This is a genomic window from Micromonospora sp. CPCC 205558, assembly GCF_036902955.1.
In the GTDB taxonomy this organism is placed as follows: Bacteria; Actinomycetota; Actinomycetes; order Mycobacteriales; family Micromonosporaceae; genus Micromonospora.
In genome coordinates, this window is record NZ_JBAKHR010000023.1 from 13548 (window position 1) to 33798 (window position 20251).

The following is a 20251-nucleotide window of genomic DNA, read 5'->3' on the forward strand; positions in this document are numbered from 1 at the left end:
ACCGGGTCCCGGTGGCCGAGTGCCGCCGCGACCCCGGTTCACGCCGTGATCCACTCCGCTGGGCCTCGAGGCTCCGGTCAGGTACGCGGCGCGACGCTCGGCGAGGGAGGTGGCGCGCAGTGCCGGCATTCCGTCCGTGATCTGTTGCCCGGCCACCGCCGGGGCCGCCGGCCCGGCGGCCGACATGTCTCGGGTCAAGCCCAACAATCGGTTGGTGAATTCCTCGACGCTGTTCGGTTCGTTCTGCGATTGGGGAAAAGGGTCGGCCGCGACGTGAATCGCCACGTGAGCGATTCGATGGATTCGGAGGAGTCCTCTGCCGACGTACCACCATTCATCGGGACGATTGGTGAGGAGAAAGACCTCCCACGACCGCAGCCACCAGCAGCAGAGCGACCAGAGGTCGCGTACCCCGCCCGCCCTGCGGCGCCTCCGCCCCCGCCGCCCTCGTTGATCAAGAGGTTTGCGTCATTCATCGCGGGGTGTCGTGACGCAAACCTCTTGATCAACCGGGGTGGCGGAGGGTGGGCGGCGCATGGATGGGGGTGTTCTTGCAGGGGGTGCCGATGCCGAGGTTGACGTGGTCGGTCTGGCCGTTCGACGTCACGATGAGCGGCACGCAGGCGGCCTGCGCGACCCAGGTGCCGCCGACGAAGGCCACCCACTGGGCCGGCTCGCCCTCCGGCGGGCAGGCGTGCACCGTGACGCTCGCCGCGGGCGTGCCGGTGCCGCCCCATCCGAGCCGGGCCCTGTCCGGCCAGCCCGGTGCCACCCGCAGGTCGACGACTCTGCCGGCACGGACGACGAGGCCCCATTTGGCGAACAGCCGCGCCGCCGGATCGGCCTCGCCGGAATCCTGCATCGACATCACGGTGGCGTCGGGCACCGCCACGTCCGTCCCCACCAACCGATAGCCGGCCGGCGGTGCCGGCAGCGCATCGACCGACGGTGTGCATGGTGGCCCACCAAGGCTGGCGTCGGTGGACGGCGTTGCCCGGTTGGCCGGTGCCGTGGCGGGCCGGCGCGGGTCACCCGCAGGCGTGCAGGCGGACAGCAGCACGGCGAGGCACAGGAGGCCCGACCAGACCGTGACGCGTCCGGTCCGGCGCTGCGCAGAATTCGAATTCATTCGATATTCATAGCAGGTTACCGATATACGCGTTGGTAACATTGCGGTGGGCGACAGTGCTCGTTCCCAATCATGGATTTATGTCGAAATGAACGATCGATCAGCAGTCGATCTTGCGTGTGACATATCCAACTGTCGCTTTTCCATCTGCCGCAAAAATTGGGTACGTAAACTTGGCCAGGTACCTTGCCTGGCGTGCCAGACGCCTCTCCACAGTTGATTGCCGATCGCTATCGGCTGGTCCGTCCGCTCGGTCAGGGCGGGATGGGCCGCGTGTGGCAGGCCCGTGACGAGATGCTCCAGCGCGACGTCGCCATCAAGGAGTTGGTGGCACCGCCCGGCCTGCGCGACGACGAGCGCCGGGAGATGCGCGAACGGTCCATGCGCGAGGCGCGGGCCGTCGCCCGCCTGGGCCACCCCAATGTGGTACGCGTCTTCGACGTGCTGCACTCGGGCGGCGACCCCTGGATCGTGATGGAGCTCGTGCCGTCCCGGTCCCTGCAGCAGGTGCTCGAAGCCGAGGGGACGATGCCGGCCGACCGCGCCGCCCAGATCGGGCTGGGCATCCTCGGCGCGCTGCGGGCCGCACACCGCGCCGGTGTGCTGCACCGGGACGTCAAGCCGGCGAACGTGCTGCTCGCCGACGACGGCAGGGTGGTGCTGACCGACTTCGGTCTGGCCACCCTCCCCGGCGACCCACGGATGACCCAGACCGGGATGGTGCTCGGCTCGCCGGCGTTCCTCGCACCCGAGCGGGCCACCGACGGCGACGTGGGGCCGGCGGCCGACCTGTGGTCGCTCGGCGCCACCCTCTACGCGGCGGTCGAGGGACGCACCCCGTACCACCGCTCGTCTCCCCTCGCCACGCTGGCAGCCCTCGCCACCGAACCGCCACCGCCGGCGCGACGAGCCGGTCGGCTGACCCCGCTCCTGGAAGGACTGCTGCGCCGGGAGCCGGATCAGCGGATCACCGCCGAGGAGGCCGATCGGCTCCTGCGCCAGGCCGCCATTCCGGATGTGCCAGCCGTCCAGCTGAGCAGCACCGGCGGCGGACCGGCGAATCAGCTCACCACCACCGCCGACCTGCCCCGTCCGCCGATTGTGCCCGAGTTCGTCGCCGCCGAACCCGCTCCGCCCGCGCCGACTGTCCCTGCCGCGTCGGCTGGTCCTGCCGCGTCGGCTGGTCCTGCCGCGTCGGCTGTCCCTGCCGCGTCGGCTGGTCCCGTCGCGTCGACTGTCCCTGCCGCGGCGGCTGTCGCCGCGCCGCCGGCTGCTCCAGCCGCGCCGGGGTCCGAGGCGTTCCGCAAGCGTCGGGTGCGACTGATCGGGTCGATCGCGGCAGCCGCGCTGCTGGTCGTTCTGCTGGTGGCCGCGTCCCTGCTCAAGGGCGGGCTGTTCGGTGCCGCGGGTGACGGCGAAGTGGCGGCGCCGGCCGTGAACCCGTCGCCCATCGCCGAGACGCCGGTGTCCAGGGTGCTGCCACCGGCGCCGGCGGGTTGGCGCTACCACCGCGACGATCCGCGTTTCCTCGTACCCGTGCCGGACGGCTGGCAGGCCCGACGCGACGGTGAGCGTGCCGTGTTCCGCGAGCCGGACGGCAGCCGGGTGCTCGTCGTCGACGAACTCCGGTCCGTCCCCGCGGACCTGGTCGCGGAGCTGCGGGCGCGCGAGGCGGCGCAACGCGGGCGGTACGCCAAGTATCGGCAGGTCCGGCTCGACGCGTTGCGCTACCAGCTGCGGGCCGCCGAGTGGGCGTGGACGTACACCGACGAGGACGGCACGCCGATGCACAGGTCGAGCCGGGTGTTCGTCGGCCACAACGGGCACGCGTACTCGATCGACTGGACCACCTCGGCCGCCGAATGGTCCGCGAGTGCTCCCGTCCTCGCGCTGATCACTGATGGTTTCCAGGGCCTACCGGTCGCGGGTGCCCCGCCGTCCCGGTCTCCCAGCGCGCCGCCGTCGGCCAGCGTGGGGCCGCCGTCGCCGGGTACGGGCAGCGGCACGACCACCGCTCCCGGGAACCAGGCGCAGCCGCCGTCTGCTCCGCCGCCGTCTCCGACGAAGACCAGCACGCCCGCCGGCAAGCAGATCTCCAGCTTCGCCAGTGACCGCTGCATCGACATCCCCGAGGGCAACGCCTACGCCGGCGCGCGACTGCAGATCTGGGACTGCCGACGGACCGCGAAGCAGCTGTGGACCTTCCCGTCGGACGGCACCGTCCGGTCGATGGGGATGTGCCTGGATGTCGCCGGCCACTCCACCCAGGACGGGGCGCACGTCATCCTGGCCGAATGCTCCGGTGCGTCGTCGCAGAGGTTCACCCTCAACAAGGCGTACGACCTGGTGAACACCAAGGCGGACAGGTGCGTCGACGTGGTCGACTCGAACCCGGACAACGGCGCCCGGTTGCAGATCTGGCAGTGCACCGGCAACGCCAACCAGAAGTGGCGGTCCAGCTGATCGCTGACGACGTGGGCTGCGGTGGTTACGGTCGTGGATGCCGAGCTTTCCCGACCGTCCGAGGAGTGATCGCATGCCCCCCTCTCCGTCCCGACTCTTCGCGGAGATAGCGACGGCCGAACGACCGGCCGAGACCAGAGTGGTCATGCGACGTGCGGTGGTGCTCGGTGGCAGCATGGCCGGGTTGCTGGCGGCTCGGGTGTTGAGCGACCACGCCGAGGAAGTGCTGGTCATCGAACGGGATCCGTCCGATGTCGACGCCGGACCACGGCCGGGGGTGCCGCAGGGCAGTCAGGTGCACGCGCTGCTGCCCGCCGGTCAGGTCCAGTTGGAGCGCTGGTTTCCCGGCATCGCCGACGAGGCGCTCGCGCTCGGCGCCCCGCCGCCGCCGCGCGACCCGGGCACGGCGAAGGTCTTCGTGAACGGCATGTTGGGTCTGCCGCCCGCGGCGACCGGCACCGGGCCGGCGCTGATCACCACGCGTCCGTTCCTGGAGGCGCTGGTCCGGCGGCGCACCCTCGCCGTCGACAACATCAAGATGGTGTACGGCCGGGCGGAGGGCCTGCTCTTCGACGAGCGGCGGGTCACCGGCGCCCGGTACGTGCCCGACGGCGGCACCGAGCCCATCGTCGAGGCGGCGGACCTGGTCGTCGACGCCATGGGGCGGTCCAGCAGATTGAGCGACTGGCTGGCCGAGCACGGGTGGCCGCGCCCGCCGATGCAGCGCATGCCGATCAGGTTGAACTACGCCACGGCGCTCTTCAGGCGCGACGAAAAGGTCAGCGACGCGTGGGTGGCGGTCTTCCACACCATGGCGGGCAGGGGGCGTACCGCCCGCATCGGTGGGATCAACTCGGTCGAGGGGGACCGCTGGATCATGCTGGTGGCCGGGTACGACGGGGACCGGCCCAGCCGCGACGTCGCCGACTTCACCACCCGCTGCCGGGAGCACTACCCGCAGATGTTCGGTGACATCGCCGAACACGGGGAGATGCTCGGTGGGGTGGTCACCTACCACCAGGCGGACAGCCGGCGCCGCGACTTCCACAAGCTCGACCGCCTGCCCGCCGGGTTGGTCGCCGCCGGCGACGCGGTCGCGTCCTTCAACCCGGTGTACGGCCAGGGCATGACCTCCGCGACGTTGCACGCCTCCTGCCTGTCGAAGTATCTGCGGTCCGGTCCGACGCCGCACGACGAGCCCGCGCGGGCGTACTTCGACCAGGTCCGGGTGGTGGTCGACGCCGCCTGGCAGATCTCCACCACCGCCGACATCGAGCTGCCGCACGTCGACGGGCCCTACCCACCCGGTTACAAGGTCACCAAGTGGTTCGGGGATCTGCTCTTCCGGGCGTCGCTGACCGATCCGGTGCTCAATGCCCGGCTGGGTCGGGTCACCACGATGCTCGACCATCCGGCCGCGCTGAGCCGCCCCGGCACCCTGTTCCGGGCCCTCCGGCTCGGCCTGCTCGGCAGCTCCCGGCGGTGATTCGTCGCCAAACCCGCCGCCCACCCTGTGCCGCCGTGGAGAATGGTGGGCCGGGGAGGGGCGCTGCGACGAACCGGGGGAACGGCCGTGCTCGGAACCAGCCTCCTTGGCCGGCTTCGCCGACGTGACCCAGGTGACGCCATCCTGCGGCGCGCGGCACGACTGACGCTCGTCGCGTCAGTCGTCTTCTACGGCTGTCGGTACGGCGCGGGCAGTCCGACCCTCGCCACCTACGGGTTGTTCGGCACGATCGCCGCCGGGTCGTTCGCGCAACTGCCCGGTCCGGCGCCGCAGCGGGCGCGGATCCTCGTGCTGTCGCTGCCGGCGGTGTGGGCGCTGATCACGCTGGGCTCGCTCCTGGCGTGGAGCACGTGGGCGGCCGCCGGCGGCATGCTGGTCGTCGGGTTCGTGGTGGCGTTCGCCGGGGTCGGCAACTCGCGCCTGGTGGGCTTGGCGAGCGCGTTCCAGCTCTTCTACATCCTGGCGTCGTTCCCGCCGTACCAGCCGGGCACCCTGCCGGAGCGACTCGGTGGGGTGACCCTCGCCATCGCGCTGCTCGCCACGGCCGAGGTGTTCCTCTGGCCCGACCCGGTGCCCATCTCCTACCGGCAGCGCCTCGCCGAGGCGGCGGACGGCGTCGCCGTCTTCCTCCACGCCGCCGCGGAGAGGTTGACCGACCCGCACGCCGCCGCGGGTGCTCAGGACAGCCGGCGCGAGCGAGCGTACGACCTGGTGGCGGCGACCGAGTTGGACCGCGACCCGCGCGGGTGGGCTCCCACCGCGGCAAGCGCTCAGGACCGGGCGTTGCGAATCTGCGCGGTCGCGTTACAGGAGGTGCTCGCCGAGGCGGACCGGCTGGCGGCGGACGCCCCGCCGGAGCCGATCCCGGACCTGGCGGCGGCGCGTCTGCTGCGCGCGTGCGCGGACACGACCCGCGCCGCGGGCCGGAGCCTGTCACCGGGTGCCCCGGCGGTGGACCCCGCCGGCCTGGACGTCGCGGTCGAACGCGCCGGGGCGGCGTACCCGGTGGGAACGGGCAACGCCCGCGAGGCGCCGGACGTACCCCGGTTGTGCCGGGACGCGACAGCGTTGGCCCTCGCGGGTCAGGTGCGGGTCTTCGCCGTCGGTTGCCGGGTGGCCACCGGGGCGCGGCTCGACGGCGACGACGCCTCAGTGGGCTTGTTCGATTACGCCCGGCGCAGCCCGTGGACGCTGTACTGGTGGCAGTTCCGCTCCCACCTGGCGCCGCGCTCGGCCCATCTGCAGAACTCACTGCGGCTGGCCGTGGCGCTCGCCATCGCCCGGGTGGCCGCCGGGGTGTTGCAGCTGACCCACGGCTTCTGGGTGCTGCTGGCCACCCTCACCGTCCTGCGTACCTCGGCCGCCGACACCCGCACCGCACTGCGGCCGGCCGTGCTGGGCACGATCGCCGGTGCGGCCGTCAGCGGCGGGGTGATGCTCATCGTCGATGAGCCGGTCGTGTATGCCATCGTCCTGCCGATCACCCTGATGCTGGCCTTCGGCGTCGGCCGACTGCTCGGGCCGGTGTGGCAACAGGCGCTGTTCACCGTGCTGCTGACGGTGGTCTTCGCCCAGCTCAGCCCGGATGGGTGGCGGCTCGCCGAGATCCGTCTCGTCGACGTACTGCTCGGCGCGGTGATCGGCGTGCTGGCCGGTGTGGCGATGTGGCCGCGCGGCGCGGGCTTCGACCTGCGAGAGAACGCCACCCGCTACCTGGTGGCCAACGCGGACGCGGTCGAACAGACGGTCCAGGCGGTGCTCGGTGCCGCGCCGTCACCCGAGGATGCCCTCGACCGGGTACGTCGCCGGATGATCCTGATCGACTCGTCGTACTGCCAGTACCACATGGAGCGCCACGATCCACACAGTCAACAGGTCAACTGGAATGCTGTCCTGAGCGCAGGGCACCACGTCGTGCCCGGCGCGGAGTCGCTGCTGCGGCGCAACCCGCCCGGCTGCCTCGCCGACTGGCCCGAAGCGGAGGCGTTGCTGCGGGACTCCGTCGGGCGCCTGCGGTCGACGTACGACGCCCTCGCCGCCGACATCGCCCACGGCCGGACGTCGGGCGGGGCGCCTGTCTCGACTACCTGCGTCGACGAACTGGACCGGATCCGTCAGCTGCTGAACTCGGCCGACTCTCAGCCGGTCCGGCACCTGGTGGAGGTCGACCGGTGGCTCGCCGGCCTCACCGACACGCTCGCTCGGATCCGCCCACCAGGGGCCGACGAACCGGGCGGTCATGGCCGGAAGCACGGGCACGGTGGAATCTGAGTCAGAAATTCGACTCAGATTCCAAACACCGAAGAGGTGCGAGAAAGATGCGCCGCTGGACCTCGTCGCACGAACCAGGTTAGGAAATCCAAGATTCATTAATAGCGGGGCTTGGAGCTCTCGGAGTAGTGTCACCGTCTAAAGCCAGCATCGATCAAGAGCTTGCGGACTGGGTGCGGATCAGTGGGTGGCTGGTGTTTTGCCGCATCACGGGAGGACGATGGGATGCAGACCGGGTCTGTGCAGCACGCTCTGACTGAGGCGCAGTGGGGCGATCCCGGGCGCCTACCGGCGCTCTTCTCCGAAGCTCGCCGCGCCCCAAGTCTGGTGGTGATCGAGGGGTTTCACGCCCTCAAGCACGCAATCCGCTTTGGCGCGGAACTCATGTGTGTAGTGGCGGTAGAGCCCGCCGCACTGGAGGCGCTGGCGTCGAAGTTGGCTCCAGACCTGCTCGGCAGGTTCACCCAGGTCGCTGAGCCAATTCCTGTCGAAGTGTTTCGGCAACTCTCCAAGAACCTGCCACAAACTCAAGTGATGGCAATCGCTCGGCGGCGGACCTGTTCTGCCGAGGATCTGGTCGGTGACCCATCACTCGGGCCGGTCATCTATCTCGAGGACCCTCGCAATCTCGGTAACGTGGGCGCAGTGGTCCGCGTAGCGGCGGCGGCAGGTGCGGTGGGCGTCATCACCAGCGGCATGAGCGATCCCTGGGATTCTGCGGCGATTCGAGGGTCGGCTGGCCTGCACTTCGCGGTTCCGGTGTGCCGGCGGAATCAGGAGGTGGACGTAATACCCGAGGGTCGTCCCATCGTCGCCGTCGACCCACAGGGCGCTCCACTGAACGCGCAGGCCATACCGGATCGACCGCTATTAGCCTTCGGGACTGAGAGATACGGGCTCAGTGATCAGATGTTGAGAAGAGCGGACTTCAAGGTCCGTATCCCGATGCGGGCAGGTGTGTCGAGTCTGAATCTTGCCACGTCCGTGGCAGTGCTCCTCTACAGCCGCAGCTGGGGACAGCAGATGCCACTCTGATCCAAGATTGAGATTGGTGGTTAGATGTGATGGGTGGTCTGGAAGCAGTCGACAATCTGTTGGACGGGGCTCCGGTTGAAGGCCTCGTATTTCTCAACTACGGCGACCCTGCCTACAGGCATCCGACCGACGCTACGACCGGTCTCACCGGCTCTGAATCGATTTTCCTTCGCCTCGTCGCCTATCTGACTTTCGCCGAGGCTGCCTGTGTGCCCGCACGACACATCTTAGAAGGCGATGCGATGGCAGAGGCGGTCTCTTGGGCGGTGCCACTCTTGGACGATGGTCTCCTCCTCCCGGAGCGTCGAGTCGAAGCCATGTCGTTCGAAGAACTAGCTCGATCCCGCGAACTTCCGGAAATCGGTTTCAAGCGAGCTGAATTCCTTGATGCCCACGCCTCCAGGGTGCGGAGACTTGTCTGGCGTGAGCTTGCGGTCACCTACAAGGAGATTCTCGACAGTGACCTGGCACCGGGGGGTGCGTTCCGGCGGACTGTGGTGGGTGGCATGACGGGCAAGCATGCGGTTTCCTTGGACCGGGCCTACGACTTTCACCGCCAATTCGGCGACGGCACGCCAGAGGTCTTCGTCAAGGGCGTGGCAAAATTTGCGCCCGTCTTGGCGAGACAAGCTCGCCGTTGGGCGATGGCCAGGTATTACACCACGCCACTGAAGTATGACTCGGCCAACACTCGCGAGATTCCGAAGTCTGCAGCCGACCTGCTTGTCCGGGGCAGGGTGCTCGACTCGAGCATGCGACCGTTCGAAAAGGCCGCGCCAGCCGAAGCCGCGTTTCACCGGCTGCAGGCTTCGGTCCCCGCCAACTCGATCTCGACGACCTATCGTCACTACTGCGAGGCGTTGCTCGAGGTTCGAAGGGAGTTGCCTGAGGCTCGGCGCATCTTCTCCGACGTGCGGGAGAAGGCGCAGCTGAAGGATGCGGGTGAGACGCTCAGTGAGCTGTTCAAGAAAGAGCTCGCTCGACAGCAGGGGGTGCGGCCCAGCAATGGGCGAACGTTTACGCTCGTCTCTTCTCTCCTGAGTAGCGCGGCGGGTGGCGCCCTGAGCTTTGCCTCGGGCAGCGACGTCGCTCTGGGTGCTGGAGTCGGATTCGCCTTCGGGGTCGCCAGTAACGCCGCGTCCGCGGAGGTCCAAGCCAAGATCCTGACGCAACGGGACCGGAAGAGAAGGCCCTGGGTCCTCGCGATGGACCAGCTGGACAAAAGAGTGGCAGACGGAGGTAGCAAGTGAATGAAACAAGCGGTCGGAGTCAACAGGTGGGTGCTCCTTCTGCCCAGCCGGGGCGTTATCTGATGAGTGCCTGTTTGGCGGGCCGGCGGTGCACGTACGAGGGAAATGCGGCTAAAGAGCAGGTCGAATTAGACAGATCGATGCGGGCGGCTCTGGTGTGCCCGGAGCTAATGGGTGGTCTCGATACCCCGAGGGCTCGGGCCGAGATTGTCGGTGGCGACGGGTTCGACGTGCTCGAAGGCCGCGCGAGGGTGGTGACCGTCCAGGGCGTGGACGTCACCGACGAGTATGTTGCTGGTGCCTACAAGGCCCTGGAAGTGGCCCGCGCTACGAATGCTGCTGGGGCTGTGCTCCAGGATTACAGCCCCTCGTGCGGGTGCACCCTCGTGAGCGATGGCTCGTTTCAGCGGAAGAGGGTGAGCGGAGTGGGCGTCACCGCCGCGGTTCTTATTCGGCACGGATACCAGGTCCTACCCCACCACGACCTATCGGCCATTCAGGGCGCTGCTGATGAGGGCCGTCACGGATGACGTCCGGAGTTGATTGCTGCCGTGCCGGCGCAAGGCGGTCACCCTGCTCGGCCTGGGAGTGCATCGAACGACGTTATTGATCGACGTTAGGCGACGTGGATGGCCCAAACGGGTGGTCCGGGCTCGGAATTGCCATTGATAGCGTCCCAGTGCATTCGGTTACCGCAGGTTACCTTGAGCTGATGAGGAGCGTCAGATGAGCGACGAATCCGACAAGGTGGACGGCCAGCGTAGAGCGATCCGTGAGCACATCGAGAAGTACAAGCGCTTCACGGTTCCCTACGAGAAGCAGACGGCACTTCGCACGATTGACCTGGCTCAGCGGGAGATCAGCAATCTCAAGCGACGTAAGCCAAGTATCAGGCACTCCTGGGAGGACAGTTGGCGCCCGTGATGGCCGGCGCGCGACCGACACCGCGACGTTGCACTCACCCGCTGGGTCAAACGACGAGGGGATGAGCACGATGGGGATCTTCGGTAGGAGAAAGGGTGCGGCGGTCAGCGCGGCCGAGGTCGGCACCTTCGCGTCGCCCCACTCCCTCAGCGACACTCTGGCGGTGGTCTACGAAGGTGTCGCCTCCCAGCTGAGCGTCGCCGAGCGCGAGGTTCAGTCGCCGGGTATCGCCGCATCCATCTTTCTCAGCCGTCTAGACGCGACAGGTCTCACCGTGACGGCGGGAAACAAGATCGAGACCTACTTCCAGTTCCGCGTTGACCTGCAAGGTCAGGGCAGCGGCTGCACGGGCCATGCCTTCTTCGACCGGCCGATGCCGGATATCAGCAGGTGGATGGGGAACGCGATCAAGCTGTCGTTCGGCCTGCGGAGCGCACTGACCGAATGCAGCGTGCAGATCGAGAACTGGCGTACCGGCTGACGGCAGGGCCTCCGCCCGGTCTCCGCTTGATGCCGGTGTGTCGGCGCGGCCGTCGCTGGTCCGGTAGGCCTGCGGAGAGCGCGGAAGCTTCAGCGTCTCGGCAGGCCGCCGGTCGCCGATTGGCCGTGCCCGCCCGGCGTCGCCCGGCCTACCGTCGACGGCATGGAGATCGAGCAGGCGCAGAAGCTGTGGCAGCCGGAGCCGGGCTGGTTGAACACCGCCAGCTATGGGCTGCCGCCCGAGCCGGCGTGGACGGCGTTGCAGGAGGCCCTCGCCCAGTGGCGGGTCGGTCGTACGTCGTGGGAGGGCTGGGGCGACTCGACGCATCGGGCCCGCGTCGCGTTCGCCGCTCTGATCGGGGTGCCGGTCGGTGACGTGGCCGTCGGTGCTGCCGTGTCCCAGCTCCTCGCGCCGGTCGCGGCGGCGCTGCCGGCCGGTGCCACGGTGGTGGTCCCCGAGGTCGAGTTCACCTCGAACCTCTTCCCCTGGCTGGTGCAGGAGGAGCGCGGCGTCAAGGTCCGCACGGTGCCGTTGGGGTCGCTCGTCGACGCCATCGACGCCGACACCGACCTGGTCGCGTTCAGCCTGGTCCAGTCGGCCGACGGGGCGGTCGCGGCGTACGACGAGATCGTGGCCGCGGCCCGCGCGCACGACGCGTTGGTGGCGGTGGACGCGACCCAGGGGTGCGGCTGGCTGCCGTTCGACGGCAGCCGGGCCGACGTGGTGGCGGTGGGCGGTTACAAGTGGCTGATGAATCCGCGCGGGACCGCGTACGCCTATCTGGCCCCGGCGTTGCGCGAGCGACTGCGCCCGGACGCCGCCGGCTGGTACGCGGGCCGCGACCCGCACGCCTCCTACTACGGTCCGCCGCTGCGGCTGGCCGACGACGCCCGCCGGTTCGACATCTCACCAGCCTGGTTCAGCTGGGTGGGCGCGGCGCCCGCCCTGGAGGTGGTCGCCGAGATCGGCGTCGCGGCGATCGGTGCGCACAACGTGGCGCTGGCCAACCGGTTCCTGACCGGGCTGGGCCGCCCACCGGGGGTGAGCGCCATCGTCAGCGTGGACGTGCCCGACGCGCAGCAGCGGCTGGCGGCGGCGGGCATCCGGGCGGCGGTGCGCGCCGGCCGGGTCCGGGCGTCCTTCCACGTCTACTCCACCGAGGCCGATGTGGACGCCGCGCTGACGGCGTTGACCGGCTGAACCCGACGTCGGGGGCGGCCGGGCGTACACCCGACCGCCCCGACGGCATCGGAGCTCCCGACTCAGGCCAGGTGGCCGCCGATCTTCGTGTAGCCGCGCAGCAGGTCCCGCGAGATGATCAGCCGCTGCATCTCGTCGGTGCCCTCGAAGATCCGGTAGAGCCGGACCTGCCGGTACCAGCGTTCGATCGGCAACTCGCGGGTGTAACCCATGCCGCCGTGGATCTGGAGCACCCGGTCGACCACCCGGTTGACCATGCCGGCGCCGTAGAGCTTGCCCATCGACGAGGCGTGCCGCGGGTCCAGGCCCTGATCGACCGTCCACGCCGAGCGCAGCACCAGCCAGCGGGCCGCCTCCAGTTCGGTCTCCGAGTCGGCGATCATCCATTGGATGGCCTGGTTGGTGCCGATCTTCGTGCCGAAGGTCTCCCGGGTGTTGGCGTGGTCGATGGCCATCTGCAGCACCCGTTCGGCGATGCCGATGGCGTGCGACGGGATGGTGTACCGTCCCTTGCCGATCCATTCCATGCCGAGCGTGAAGCCCTGCCCGATCTCGCCGAGGATGTTGCGGTGCGGCACGCGTACGCCGTCGAAGATGAGCGACGCGGGCCCGCCCTCGCCCATCGTCTGGATGAACTCCGATCGCCAGCCCATCGACCGGTCCACCAGGAACGCGGTGGCGCCGCCGTTGCGGGCGCCCTTCTCCCGGTCGGTCACCGCGACCACGATGGCGAAGTCGGCGTCGTGGCCGCCGGTGATGAAGGTCTTCTCGCCGTCGAGGATCCAGTCGTCGCCGTCGCGGCGGGCGGACAGCCGGATGTTGGCCGCGTCCGATCCGGCGCCCGGTTCGGTGATCGCGAAGCAGGAGCGCCGCTCGCCCTCGATTGTCGGGATGAGGAATTCCCGCTTCTGCTCCTCGCTGGCGTGGAACAGGATGTTGTCCGCCTCGCCGCCGAAGCGGAACGGCACGAACGTGCGGCCCAGTTCGGTCCAGATCAACGACTGGAGTACGGCCGGCAGGTTCATCCCGCCGTACTCTTCCGGGGTGGCCAGGCCCCAGAAGCCGAACTTGCGCGCCTTGAGTTGCAGTTCCCGCACCTCGGAGTGGTCCAGGCCCGGCTGGTGCGCCCGTTCCCGGCGGAGCACCTCCGCTTCGAGGGGCATCACCTCGCGGGTTATGAACGCGCGCACGGTGTCCCGGACGGCGCGTTCCTCGTCGGACAGTGCGAAGTCCACGGTTCCCCCTCGGTCGACGTGGTGGTGCGCCGCTGCGTGCCGCAGCGGTCATTCCTAAACTAGCGGTGTAAGTTTTCATTCGTCCAGACCCCACGGCCCGAGACCCGCGAGGAGCGCAGTGCCCCGACCCCGCCAGCCCCGGCTCACCCGGCAGCTGATCGTCGAGAGCGCCACCGCGCTCATCGACGCCGAGGGCCTGCCCGCCTTCTCCACCCGTCGGCTCGCCGCCGAACTGGGCGTACGCGGGCCGTCGCTCTACAACCACTTCGCCACCAAGGACGAGATCCTCGACGCGGTCGCCGACACGGTCACCGGTGCCGTCGACACCAGCGGCTTCGCCAGCCGGGACTGGGTCGCCGCGCTGCGGGAGTGGGCCTGGTCGTACCGGCGGGCGCTCACCGCGCACCCGAACATCGTGCCGTACCTGGCGCAGGGCCCGGGGCGTCGACCGGCCGCCCTCGCGATGGCCGACGCGGTCTACGGCGGCCTGGTCCGCGCCGGCTGGCCGCCGGCGCGCGCCACCCACATCGGCGCGGCGCTGCGCTACTTCGTGGCCGGCTCGGCGCTCGGCTCGTTCGCCCGCGGTTTCGTCGAGGACCCGGAGCTGTACGCGGCGCACTACCCGCACCTGCGCCAGGCGCACCGGCTCGCCGAGCACCAGCAGAGCGTGGACGAGGGCGCGTTCGCCCTCGGTCTGGACGCGTTGCTGCACGGTCTGGCCGCCGAGTACGCCCGCACCGTCGACGCGGTGGAGTCCGGCCGGCCCAACGGGTAGCGTCCAAACTCCCAGCGCTAGTTTCATCGTCCGCCGCGACCCCGTCGCCATCGCCCACCCCCGAAGGGACGACATGGATCTCGCCGCCCCGCCGTCGCAGCTGCCCGACTCCCTGCGCCTGCGGCGCCACCTGCACGTCGGCGGGGAGTGGACGCCTCCCGCCGACGCCGATCTGATCGACGTGGAGAACCCGAGCACCGGGGAGTTGGTCGGGCAGGTGCCGGCTGGCACCCCGGCCGACGTCGACCGCGCCGTGGCCGCAGCCCGGGCCGCGTTCCCCGGCTGGTCGTCCGCCACCCCCGCCGAGCGCTCCGCGCACCTCGACCGGCTGCACACGGCGCTCAGCGCCCGCGCCGACGACCTCGCCCGCACCGTCGCCGTGGAACTGGGCTCGCCGCTCAAGCTCGCCACCCGGGTGCAGGTCGGGCTCCCGTTGACCGTGCTGCGTGACCATGTCGCGCTCGCCGCCTGCGAGCCGGTCGAGGAGCACATCGGCAACTCCCTCGTCGTCCGCGAGCCGATCGGCGTGGTCGGCGCGATCACCCCGTGGAACTACCCGTTGCACCAGGTGATGGCGAAGCTCGCCCCCGCCCTGGCCGCCGGCTGCACGGTGGTGCTCAAGCCCAGCGAGCTGACCCCGTTGACCGCGTACCTGCTCTTCGACGCGGTCACCGAAGCCGGTCTGCCGCCGGGCGTGCTCAACCTGGTCCCCGGCACCGGGCCGGTGGTCGGCGAAGCTCTCGCCGGGCACCCCGACGTCGACCTGGTCTCGTTCACCGGCTCCACGGCCACCGGCGCACGGATCATGCGGCTCGCCGCCGACCGGATCGCCCGGGTCGCGCTGGAGCTGGGCGGCAAGTCGGCCAACGTGATCCTCCCCGATGCCGACCTGGCCGCCGCCGTCAAGGTGGGCGTCGGCAACGCCCTGCTCAACTCCGGTCAGACCTGCACCGCGTGGACCCGGATGCTGGTGCACCGCGACCGGTACGACGAAGCCCTCCAGCTGATCGCCACGGCGGTGGCCGGCTACCGACTCGGCGACCCGTTCGACCCGGCGACCCGGCTCGGTCCGCTGGTCTCCGCCGCCCAGGCCGAGCGGGTGCGCGGCCACATCGACCGGGCCCTCGCCGATGGCGCCCGGCTGGTCGCCGGCGGACCCGACGCCCCGGTCCCGGCCCGGGGGCACTTCGTCGCCCCGACCGTCTTCGCCGACGTGCATCCCGACAGCGCGCTCGCCCAGCAGGAGGTCTTCGGCCCGGTGCTCGCCGTCATCCCGTTCACCGACACCGACGAGGCGGTCGCCATCGCCAACAACTCCAGGTACGGGCTGGCCGGCGCGGTCTGGTCCGCCGACACCGACGCGGCGCTCGCGGTGGCCCGGATGCTGCGCACCGGCGCGGTCGACATCAACGGTGCCCCGTTCAACCCGCTCGCCCCGTTCGGTGGCTACAAGCAGTCCGGCCTGGGCCGGGAGTTGGGCGTGCACGGGCTGGCCGAGTTCTGCGAGCTGAAGGCGATCCAGCGATGACCGACCCCGAGCTGTCCCCGGCCGCGCCCGCGAGCCGTACCGAGCTGTCCCCGGCCGCGCCGGGCGGCGACACCGGGCCGGCGTCCGCGCCGGTCACCGTTCGCGCCCTGGTCGCACGCGGGTCGGGCGCCGAGCTGCGGGTCGAGCGGGTACGCCTGCCCGCCCCCGGCCCCGGCGAGGTGCGGGTGACGATCAGGGCGGCCGGTGTCTGCCACTCCGACCTGTCCATGGTCAACGGCACCCTGGCCGCGCGGTTTCCGCTGGTGCTCGGGCACGAGGCGACCGGCGTGGTGGCCGAGGCCGGGCCGGGCAGCCAGCTGACGGTCGGCACCCCGGTGGTGCTCAACTGGGCACCGGCGTGCCAGGCCTGCTGGTGGTGCCGGCGCGGCGAGCCGTGGCTCTGCGCCGACACCACGGCCCCGACGCTGGCTCGCGGCGAGACCGACGACGGCGTACCGCTGCACCTGACCCTCGGCCTCGGCGCGCTCGCCGAGGCGGTGGTGGTGCCCGAGCGTGCCGTCATTCCGATCCCCGCCGGGCTACCGCCCGAGCAGGCCGCACTGCTCGGCTGCGCGGTGCTCACCGGCGTCGGCGCGGTCCGGAACACCGCCCGGGTGGCGCCCGGCGAGTCGGTGGCGGTCGTGGGCCTCGGTGGAGTCGGGCTCGCCGTGCTCAGCGCGGCCCGCCGGGCCGGTGCCACGAAAATCCTGGCCATCGACGTCGCGGAGGCGAAGCGGGACCTGGCGTTCGCCGCCGGCGCGACCGACTTCCTGCTCTCCGACGACCGGCTCTCCAAGGAGGTACGGGCACGTACCGAGAGCCGCGGCGTCGACCACGCCTTCGAGTGCGTCGGTCGGGCCGCCACCATCCGTGCCGCCTGGCGACTCACCCGGCGTGGGGGAGCGGTGACGGTGGTCGGCATGGGCGCGAAGGACGACATGGTCAGCCTCGGCGCGCTGGACATCTTCCACTCCGCGCGCACGCTGCGCTCCTCGGTGTACGGATCGTCCGAGCCGGACCGGGAGGTGCCGGCGCTGGCTGCCGAGCTCGCCGACGGCACACTGGATCTGGGGGTGCTGGTCAGCGGCACGATCGCCTTGGACGAGGCGCCCGCGGCGTTCGACCGGCTGGCGCGGGGCGAGGGCGCTCGCTGGGTGGTCACCCTGGGCTGATGTGTCGAGCGACTGGCGTTGGCCAGGTGCCCGAGGGCTGACCCGGAAAGGGCGAACCCCGGGGCACCCGGGCGACGGAAGTCGTGCGACTGGTCAGAAGGGCGGGGCGTCCTCGCCCATCAGCGCCAGCACGACGCCTCCCTTGCCCCTCTTGAGGCCCTGGACCACGACCTTGCCGGTGCTGCCGTCGGGCAGCTCCAACGTAAAGGTCTTTCCGACCGCGTTCTTGGGGCCGTTGCCGGCGCTGTTGGCAGGTCGGAAGTCGCCTGCCCACGGCGGAATCCCGCCCCTGCGGGCTGGCTCGGCGAAGAGCGCGGCGGTGCCGGGGGTCCTGGTGCCGTCCGAGGAAAGGAGCACTGAGGCGCTGCGATAGGTAGCCATATGCGGCAAGGCTATCCCGGACCGTGCCCCGTCGGGGCACCACAACTGTCGGTAACGGCGATTTGGTCGACGTCTCGTCCTGGCGTGCAGCTATACCTAGCGCTACTATGCATCGTACTTCTAGGGTTTAGGGCGGGAGGTTCCATGAAGGTCGCCAAGGACCTGGTCGCCGCCTCGGCGACCCCGATGGTGCTCGGCATCCTGGCCGAGGGCGAGAGCTACGGCTACGCCATCCTCCGGCGGATCAACGAGCTGTCCGGGGGTGAGCTGGACTGGACCGAAGGGCTGCTGTACCCGTTGCTGCACCGACTTGAGCGCCTCTCCTATCTGGAGTCGAGCTGGCAGTCGGTTGCCGGCGAGCGCAAGCGCAAGTACTACCGCATCACCGACCGGGGCCTGGCTGAGCTGGCCGAGCAGCGCCGGCAGTGGGACACCGTGGTGGGCGCGCTCAAGGAGATCTGGCACGACCGCGCGCCGCTGACGACGCACCCGTTGGAGGGCCTCGCATGACGGCCCACGACGGCCCGCAGGAGTTGGAAGCGCAGTTCGAGCAGTGGCGCCGGTACGTGCTGCGCCGCCGGGAGTTGCAGGCGGTGGACGCCGACGAGTTGGAAGACCACCTTCGCGGCTCCGTCGCCGCGCTCGTCGCCGCTGGCCTGAGCCCGGACGAGGCGTTCCTGGTCGCGGTGAAACGGATGGGCAGCCTCGACGAACTCTCCCGGGAGTTCGCCCGGGAACATTCGGAACGGTTATGGAAGCAGTTGGTGCTGACCGGCGACTCCGGCAGCCCGGTCGGCGGCACCCGTTCCCGGCGTGACCTGTGGGTGATGCTCGGCTGCGCGGCGGGCGCGCTGGTGTCCGTCAAGGTGCCAGCGCTGTTCGGGCTGAGCTTCGCCGACGACGGCGCGTTCTACGCGCGGAACTTCACAGTGTTCGCGCTGCCGTGGCTGGCGGCGTACCTGGCCTGGCGTCGGGGGGCCCGACGGTCGGTGATCGGGGCGCTGGCCGTCCTCTTCGTCCTCGGCGCGGTGGCGGCCAACGCCTACCCGCTGGCGGACGACTCGCAGTCCGTGGTCGTCACCGGCGTCCACCTTCCCATCGCCCTGTGGCTGGTGGTCGGTCTGGCCTACGTCGCCGACGACTGGCGCTCGTCCCGTCGACGCATGGACTTCATCCGGTTCACCGGCGAGTGGTTCATCTACCTGGTGCTGATGGCCCTCGGCGGCGGCGTGCTCTCGGCGTTCCTGTTCAACACCTTCGCGGCCATCGGCATCGTCCCGGAGGAGTTCATCTCGCAATGGCTCCTGCCCGGTGGTGCCGCCGCCGCGGTCGTCGTGGCCGGGTGGCTCGTCGAGGCCAAGCAGAGCGTCGTCGAGAACATCGCGCCGGTGCTCACCCGACTGTTCACCCCGCTCTTCACGGCCGCCCTGCTCGCCTTCCTCGTCGCCGTCGTCTGGACCAGCCACGGCATCGACGTCGAGCGTGAAGCGCTGCTCCTCTTCGACCTCCTGCTGGTCGTGGTGCTGGGGCTGCTGCTCTACTCACTGTCGGCCCGCGACCCGCTGGCCCCGCCCGGCCCGTTCGACAAACTCCAGCTCGCGCTCGTGGTCAGCGCGTTGGCCATCGACGTGCTGGTGTTGATCGAGATCACCGGGCGCATCACCGACGACTACGGCGGCACGCCCAACCGGGCGGCCGCGCTCGGCGAGAACGTGATCCTGCTGGTCAACCTCGCGTGGTCGGCGTGGCTCCTGCTGACCTTCATCCGCCGGCGCACGCCGTTCGCGGCGCTCGAACGGTGGCAGACCAGCTATCTGCCGGTGTACGCCGCGTGGGCCTGGATCGTGGTCCTCGTCTTCCCGCCGCTGTTCAGCTACGCCTGATCGGCGGGATCGACCGTCGGCGCGTGTCGGCCCGGGCGGTGACGCGGAAGCCGGCCCACCCGCCACGGGTGGGCCGGCTCGCGGTCACTTGCCGGTGACGATGCCCGGGTTGATGCAGAGCCCCGGGTTGGCGCCGTTCTTCTCCGCGATCTCCAGGCAGCGGGTCACCTTGTCGACCTTCGCGTTGGTCTCGGTGATCTGCTTGGAGATGTCGGCGTTCTTGCGGTCCTGCTCCAGGTTGCGGGTCTGCGCCAGCTTGTCCTGGAACGCCTTGATGTTGCCCTCGGTCTTGTCGTCGTGGTTCACCCGGGTGATCGTCACCGAGAGGATGTCGACGTCCGTGGCGAGTCGGCTCTCCGCGCTGGACTTGATGTTCGCGGCGAACGGCTTCAGGTCGACGTTGAGGCTGCCGGTCTGCGAGTCGATCTTTTCGAGGGGGTTGTACGTGGCGAACGCGTCGTTGACCGCGCTGTCGAGCTGCACTCCGACCCGCTGGCCCCGGAAGCTGTCGAAGTCGCCCTTGTAGTCCATGAACTGCTTCGGCGCGTTCTCCGGCTTGACCTGCCACTCGACGAGCACCTCGACGCAGGCGTCGGCGAGGGTTCCGGTGCGCACGCGTACGCAGTTGTTGCCGCCGATGTGGTCGTACTTCTGCCGGCCGGCGTCCCACTCGCCGACCTTCTGCCAGGGCGCCACCCACTTCAGGCCCGACCCGGTCACCTCGCCGGTGGGCTTGCCGAAGCTGGTGACGATGCCGACCGATCGGATGGGCACCGAGTGGGCGCTGGAAGAGATGCCGACCACCAGGGTGAGGGCGAGAAAGCCGAGCGCCGCGAGGGCTGCCGTCCGCTTCAGCGGCCGGGCGGGAGCGACGAGGGCGACGACGGCGCTGACCGCCAGGGCGACGGCGAAGATGATCGCCGCGGTGAAGCCGACGGGCATGAGGTGAGAACCTTTCGCTGGTTGTGTGGATCATCAACCTAGGGGGTCCGGTCAAGTCGACGGCGCGGGGGAGTG

General features: G+C 70.0%; 18 protein-coding genes and 1 pseudogene. 14 read left to right on the top strand and 5 right to left on the bottom strand.

Features of this window, described 5'->3' with window-relative positions:
• Nucleotides 1-102: 102 nt before the first annotated feature.
• Together V6U86_RS33445 and V6U86_RS23395 are read right to left on the bottom strand one after the other, a co-directional pair.
• Nucleotides 103-378: pseudogene (locus V6U86_RS33445) on the bottom strand (hypothetical protein); the annotation flags it as partial.
• A gap of 127 nt (nucleotides 379-505) precedes the next feature.
• On the bottom strand, nucleotides 506-1129 hold the full coding sequence (locus tag V6U86_RS23395; RefSeq protein ID WP_334506476.1) for a hypothetical protein: 624 nt from the start codon (nucleotides 1127-1129) through the stop codon (nucleotides 506-508).
• A 195-nt stretch (nucleotides 1130-1324) separates the two neighbouring features.
• Here V6U86_RS23395 and V6U86_RS23400 point away from each other — a divergent pair, with 195 nt between their 5' ends.
• From V6U86_RS23400 to V6U86_RS23440, 9 genes are all read left to right on the top strand, one after another.
• A complete protein-coding gene (locus V6U86_RS23400) occupies nucleotides 1325-3592 on the top strand; it encodes a serine/threonine protein kinase (protein ID WP_334506478.1) in 2268 nt (755 codons plus the stop codon).
• A gap of 73 nt (nucleotides 3593-3665) precedes the next feature.
• Entirely contained in the window at nucleotides 3666-5078 is a 1413-nt protein-coding gene (locus tag V6U86_RS23405; RefSeq protein WP_334506480.1) for an FAD-dependent oxidoreductase, read from the top strand.
• Nucleotides 5079-5165: 87 nt separating this feature from the next.
• Nucleotides 5166-7370, top strand: a complete 2205-nt coding sequence (locus V6U86_RS23410) for an FUSC family protein (protein ID WP_334506482.1) — start codon at nucleotides 5166-5168, stop codon at nucleotides 7368-7370.
• Nucleotides 7371-7595: 225 nt separating this feature from the next.
• Nucleotides 7596-8405 carry a TrmH family RNA methyltransferase gene (locus V6U86_RS23415; RefSeq protein ID WP_334506484.1) on the top strand — a complete coding sequence of 270 codons (810 nt, stop codon included), beginning with the start codon at nucleotides 7596-7598 and terminating at the stop codon, nucleotides 8403-8405.
• A 29-nt stretch (nucleotides 8406-8434) separates the two neighbouring features.
• Nucleotides 8435-9655 (top strand): hypothetical protein, encoded by a 1221-nt coding sequence (locus V6U86_RS23420; protein WP_334506486.1) that lies wholly within the window; start codon nucleotides 8435-8437, stop codon nucleotides 9653-9655.
• Nucleotides 9656-9717: 62 nt separating this feature from the next.
• Entirely contained in the window at nucleotides 9718-10185 is a 468-nt protein-coding gene (locus tag V6U86_RS23425; RefSeq protein ID WP_334506690.1) for a DUF523 domain-containing protein, read from the top strand.
• Nucleotides 10186-10381: 196 nt separating this feature from the next.
• Nucleotides 10382-10579, top strand: coding sequence for a hypothetical protein (locus V6U86_RS23430; RefSeq protein ID WP_334506488.1), 198 nt, complete (start codon nucleotides 10382-10384; stop codon nucleotides 10577-10579).
• Nucleotides 10580-10649: 70 nt separating this feature from the next.
• Entirely contained in the window at nucleotides 10650-11060 is a 411-nt protein-coding gene (locus V6U86_RS23435) for a hypothetical protein (RefSeq protein ID WP_334506490.1), read from the top strand.
• 162 nt (nucleotides 11061-11222) lie between these two features.
• Nucleotides 11223-12260: an aminotransferase class V-fold PLP-dependent enzyme gene (locus tag V6U86_RS23440; protein WP_334506492.1), complete on the top strand. Its 1038-nt coding sequence runs from the start codon at nucleotides 11223-11225 to the stop codon at nucleotides 12258-12260.
• 62 nt (nucleotides 12261-12322) lie between these two features.
• Here V6U86_RS23440 and V6U86_RS23445 read toward each other — a convergent pair whose 3' ends face one another.
• Nucleotides 12323-13495, bottom strand: coding sequence for an acyl-CoA dehydrogenase family protein (locus V6U86_RS23445; RefSeq protein WP_334506494.1), 1173 nt, complete (start codon nucleotides 13493-13495; stop codon nucleotides 12323-12325).
• A 118-nt stretch (nucleotides 13496-13613) separates the two neighbouring features.
• Here V6U86_RS23445 and V6U86_RS23450 point away from each other — a divergent pair, with 118 nt between their 5' ends.
• The 3 genes from V6U86_RS23450 to V6U86_RS23460 all read left to right on the top strand — a co-directional run bounded on the left by V6U86_RS23450 (nucleotide 13614) and on the right by V6U86_RS23460 (nucleotide 16970).
• On the top strand, nucleotides 13614-14270 hold the full coding sequence (locus V6U86_RS23450; protein WP_334506496.1) for a TetR/AcrR family transcriptional regulator C-terminal domain-containing protein: 657 nt from the start codon (nucleotides 13614-13616) through the stop codon (nucleotides 14268-14270).
• Between the two features lie 73 nt (nucleotides 14271-14343).
• Nucleotides 14344-15798, top strand: a complete 1455-nt coding sequence (locus V6U86_RS23455; protein WP_334506498.1) for an aldehyde dehydrogenase family protein — start codon at nucleotides 14344-14346, stop codon at nucleotides 15796-15798.
• Nucleotides 15795-16970 (top strand): alcohol dehydrogenase catalytic domain-containing protein, encoded by a 1176-nt coding sequence (locus V6U86_RS23460; RefSeq protein WP_334506500.1) that lies wholly within the window; start codon nucleotides 15795-15797, stop codon nucleotides 16968-16970. Before V6U86_RS23455 ends, V6U86_RS23460 begins: the two co-directional genes overlap by 4 nt.
• 93 nt (nucleotides 16971-17063) lie before the next feature.
• Here the strand turns inward: V6U86_RS23460 and V6U86_RS23465 are convergent, their stop codons facing one another.
• Nucleotides 17064-17351, bottom strand: coding sequence for a hypothetical protein (locus V6U86_RS23465; protein WP_327025697.1), 288 nt, complete (start codon nucleotides 17349-17351; stop codon nucleotides 17064-17066).
• A gap of 144 nt (nucleotides 17352-17495) precedes the next feature.
• Between V6U86_RS23465 and V6U86_RS23470 the strand changes: the two genes are divergently transcribed.
• Both V6U86_RS23470 and V6U86_RS23475 read left to right on the top strand, forming a co-directional pair.
• Nucleotides 17496-17861, top strand: coding sequence for a PadR family transcriptional regulator (locus V6U86_RS23470; protein ID WP_334506505.1), 366 nt, complete (start codon nucleotides 17496-17498; stop codon nucleotides 17859-17861).
• Nucleotides 17858-19234: a permease prefix domain 1-containing protein gene (locus V6U86_RS23475; RefSeq protein ID WP_334506507.1), complete on the top strand. Its 1377-nt coding sequence runs from the start codon at nucleotides 17858-17860 to the stop codon at nucleotides 19232-19234. The genes V6U86_RS23470 and V6U86_RS23475 overlap by 4 nt, the downstream gene beginning before the upstream one ends.
• 84 nt (nucleotides 19235-19318) lie before the next feature.
• On the opposite strand, the gene V6U86_RS23480 is transcribed toward V6U86_RS23475, so the two are convergent.
• Nucleotides 19319-20176 (bottom strand): SPFH domain-containing protein, encoded by an 858-nt coding sequence (locus V6U86_RS23480; protein WP_334506509.1) that lies wholly within the window; start codon nucleotides 20174-20176, stop codon nucleotides 19319-19321.
• Nucleotides 20177-20251 lie beyond the last annotated feature (75 nt).